The sequence below is a fragment of the Streptomyces sp. NPDC002779 genome (assembly GCF_042888685.1).
In the GTDB taxonomy this organism is placed as follows: Bacteria; Actinomycetota; Actinomycetes; order Streptomycetales; family Streptomycetaceae; genus Streptomyces.
On sequence record NZ_JBIAQC010000061.1, the window covers coordinates 1 to 3,632 of the forward strand.

Below are 3,632 nucleotides of genomic sequence, written 5' to 3' on the forward strand. Positions count from 1 at the left end.
ACCGAGCACCGACGGCACCAGCCACCTCCACGAACCAGACGAGCGGACGAATCACGCCCATCTCTCCCGCCATCAGCCGGAGTTCATGCCCACCCAAGCCGAACCAAGCGAGCACGTTCGGAAAGCGGATGGCTTCTTACTGAAGACGACTGATTGATCACAACATCACACAGCCCCCAGAATGCGCCCGGCGCAATACGGGAGGAATCGAGTGCTTCCTGCGCCCCCCGTAGCCACCGGTGACTGGGATACCCGTGGTTGCAGCCGACGGGACGCCCCCAGATCCCGTCGGCATGATCGGAAGAGCGAGTTATGCCCGAGGATCCTGGCCTGGTGGCCCCGACCGTTGATGTCCGTAGCGCCTCCGGAGGAACCGGAAGCCCATCGGCGCAGGCAGCGCCCACACTCGGTGTCGAGGAGGAGTTCGTCCTGGCCGATAGTCGCACCCGCATGGCGGTGCGCAAGGCGTCGGGCGTCCTTGTCGCGACGAGGAGCCGGGTGGGGGCCGACCACGTGGCTGCCGAAATGGCGCAGGCGCAAGTGGAGAACGTGGGCGCCGTGTGCAGTACCGCAGAGGAACTGCATCGTGAGACGACGCGGCTGCGGTGCGCTGCCGCCTCCGCTGCCCATGTGCAGGGCTGTCTGCTTGTGGCCAGTGGCAGTCCCGTCCTTGGCAACCCGGGGCCGTTGCCGATTCTCGACCAGCCCCGCTATCACCGGATCGCACGAAGATTCAAACAATTGGTAGAAGATCAGTGCGTCAATGCTTGCCATGTGCATGTAGGCGTGCCGGATCGAGGCGAGGCCATCCGCACGGTCGGGCACCTGCGCCCCTGGATGCCGCTCCTGCTCGCGCTCACGGCCAACTCACCGTTCTGTAACGGCGTCGACACCGGATACGCCAGCTGGCGCTCGATGGTCTGGGACCGCTGGCCCTGTGCCGGCCCACCACCGCTGCTCCATTCGGCAGCGCAGTACGAGACCCTGGTCGACCAGCTTGTCAGCAGCGGAGCGGCTTTCGACCCGGCGATGCTCTACTGGCAGGTGCGGCCGTCTCGGCATGTGCCCACCGTCGAGGTCCGTATCGCGGACGTGCTGCCCCAAGCCGCCGACACGGTCGCCTACGCCCTGGTCGTACGCGGGCTCGTCGCCGACGCGCTCACCAGGGTGCGGGACGGAGCACCCACCCCGGACGTTCCCGACATGCTCCTCCGGGCCGCCTGTTGGCGTGCGGCTCGATACGGCGTGGACGACACGCTCGTCGGCACGCACAGAGATGGTTGTCCCACGCTCCCCGCCTTCGAACTGGTCGACGATCTCTGGGCGCGAGTGGAGCCGCACCTGGAGCGCTTCGGTGACGCCAGTGAGGTCAGCCACTGGTTGGACCGCATCCGGCACTCGGGAAACGGTGCGACGCGTCAGCGACGCGTCGCCGAGCAGAACGCCGGCCGACTGGAGGCCGTGGTCGATTACTTGGCAGCACCGGCAGCCTGAAGCAGCGATCCTTTCCATTCACCTAGGAGACCCGACCCATGAGCAGTGACATCACCCTGTCCGGCCCCTCACTCGTCCCCACCCACATGTACTTCACCACCGGTGTCGGCCGGCACCCGTACGAACTGCAGGCTCACGACCTCATGTACATGGACGCCGGTCTCGGCAGGACGAACCGGGTGCTGGTATCCAGCCGCGTACCACCGCACTGCGCCCTCATCGACTGTGCACAGGGGGGCCGCCTGCTGCGCGACGGCCAGATCGTCTTCGCGATCCAGGCACTCGCGGAGACCAGTACACCAGGTACGAAGATCGGCTCCGCCGTGGGCGCGGCAGTCCCCGAGGACGGAAGCCTGGGCTGCGTAGCCGAAGTGCATGAAGCGGACGCCATTGGCAAGAACGCCGCTCAGGCGCGGCAGAAAGCCGTCCGGATGGCATTGACCGCGATGGCCCTGGAGTGGGGTGACGCCGACTTCGACACGGATGCCGTGTACAGCCCGGACAGGGACCGCTACCTCATCTCGGGCAGGTCCGTCGCCGTCCACGCCGCCGCGGTGGAAGCCGTAGGCCCGGACAACGGGGACTACGTCAAGATCGTCGCCTCCCTCGTATTCCTGTTCTAACCGGCACCCCGTTCCCGTCCGCCGAGAGGACTCCCATGCCAGCACCTTCCGCCACGGACACCATCCTGCGTCCCGAGCGTCTGTGGGACGGTACGGCCGAGCAACCGGTCGAAGGCGTCGAAGTCCTCGTCCGTAACGGCCGCATCTTTGAAGTCGGCCCCAGGCTGAGGTCGAGCGGGGCCGACGGCCTGGTGATCGACTTGCCCGGTCACACTCTGCTGCCCGGGCTCATCGACTGCCACGTGCACGTCCTTGACGACTCCCTGGACACCGAGCCCGTCGGCTACCAGGTCGCCAGCGCCGTCCCCGTCCTCAAGTCCCTGCTTCTGAACGGTTTCACCACAGTTCGAGACCTCGGCAGCGCCGACCAGCCCTTGAACGTGTCCCTGAAACGCGCCGTGGCCGATGGCCACCTCACGGGGCCGCGCATGCTGGTCGCGCCCAACATCATCAGTGCTCTCGGCGGCCACGGAGACAAGCAGCCCACGCTCACTGAACGCTACAACCAGGTGGTCGGTACCCTCGCGGACGGCGAGCAGGGGATCCTGCGCACCGTCCGATCCCAGCATCGCGATGGTGCGGACTGGATCAAATTCGCCGCCGGTGGTGGTTTCTCATCCCCCAGCGACACCGTCACCGACGTCGGCTACACACAGCACGAGATGGAGCTCCTCGTCGCAACAGCGGCCGACCGCGGGCTCCCCGTGGCCTGTCATGCCTTCACCGACGAGGCCGTACGCCGAGCTGTCCGGGCGGGCGTGCGCAGCGTCGAGCACGGCTGTCTCACCGGGCCAGACACCCTTGCCCTGATCGCAGAGCACGACGCCTTCCTGGTCCCCACGCATTATGCACAGCGGTACTACCTGGACCGTCTGGAAGACGACGCTTTCTGGCAGCAGCGCTCTCCGACACTGCGGGACGCCTACGCCGAGCAGGCCGCATCACTGCGCGGGCATTTCCCGCTCGTCGCCGACAGCGGGGTGCGTATCGCCTTCGGCACGGACGCCGGCATGTTCCCCCATGCGGAGAACTGGCGGGAGTTCACCACCCTCGTCGACCACGGCCTCACTCCCCGTCACGCACTGCGTGCGGCCACAGCAGACGCAGCAGAGCTCTTGCAGCGACCCGACCTCGGCCGGATCGCACCCGGAGGAGCTGCGGACCTCGTCGCCGTGCCCGGTGATCCCCTGCGCGACATCGACCTCATGGGCCAAGTCGACTTCGTCATGCAGGACGGCCATGTCCGACTACATCCCGGTCGGACCGAGGACACGTACGAACCAGTCAAGGGACTGTAAGACGTTCGACTCTGTCCCGAAGCGAGGGTGGCTAGTGTCATGCGCCAGAAATCCTGTTGGTTAGTTCTGCCCGGTTTTCTGGCCGGTGGTTCCGACCTTGGTGAGGTAGTTGGCGAGGGAGATGAGGATCTCGTCGGCTGTCTTGGTCCAGGTGAAGGGCCGCGGATTCTCGTTCCAAGTGTGGATCCACGCAGTGATGTCGTCCTCCAGCGCTTTC

Annotated in this window: 3 protein-coding genes; all 3 read left to right on the top strand. The window is 66.4% G+C overall.

From position 1 onward, the window contains the following. The first annotated feature begins 312 nt into the window (after positions 1–312). Genes ACFYW5_RS37705 through ACFYW5_RS37715 form a run of 3 tightly spaced genes read left to right on the top strand, consistent with a single transcriptional unit; the run spans position 313 to position 3,415 of the window. Complete coding sequence (locus ACFYW5_RS37705; protein WP_389421659.1) at positions 313–1,494, top strand: glutamate--cysteine ligase; 1,182 nt, start codon at positions 313–315, stop codon at positions 1,492–1,494. Between the two features lie 38 nt (positions 1,495–1,532). Then, entirely contained in the window at positions 1,533–2,117 is a 585-nt protein-coding gene (locus ACFYW5_RS37710) for a pyruvoyl-dependent arginine decarboxylase (RefSeq protein ID WP_389421660.1), read from the top strand. Between the two features lie 35 nt (positions 2,118–2,152). Further along, a complete protein-coding gene (locus ACFYW5_RS37715; RefSeq protein ID WP_389421661.1) occupies positions 2,153–3,415 on the top strand; it encodes an amidohydrolase family protein in 1,263 nt (420 codons plus the stop codon). The last annotated feature ends 217 nt before the right edge of the window (positions 3,416–3,632 follow it).

Excerpts from the sequence above, each read along its gene's own strand:
- ACFYW5_RS37705 (WP_389421659.1), top strand. The coding sequence starts at position 313 with ATGCCCGAGGATCCTGGCCTGGTGGCCCCGACCGTTGATGTCCGTAGC.
- ACFYW5_RS37710 (WP_389421660.1), top strand. The coding sequence starts at position 1,533 with ATGAGCAGTGACATCACCCTGTCCGGCCCCTCACTCGTCCCCACCCAC.
- ACFYW5_RS37715 (WP_389421661.1), top strand. The coding sequence starts at position 2,153 with ATGCCAGCACCTTCCGCCACGGACACCATCCTGCGTCCCGAGCGTCTG.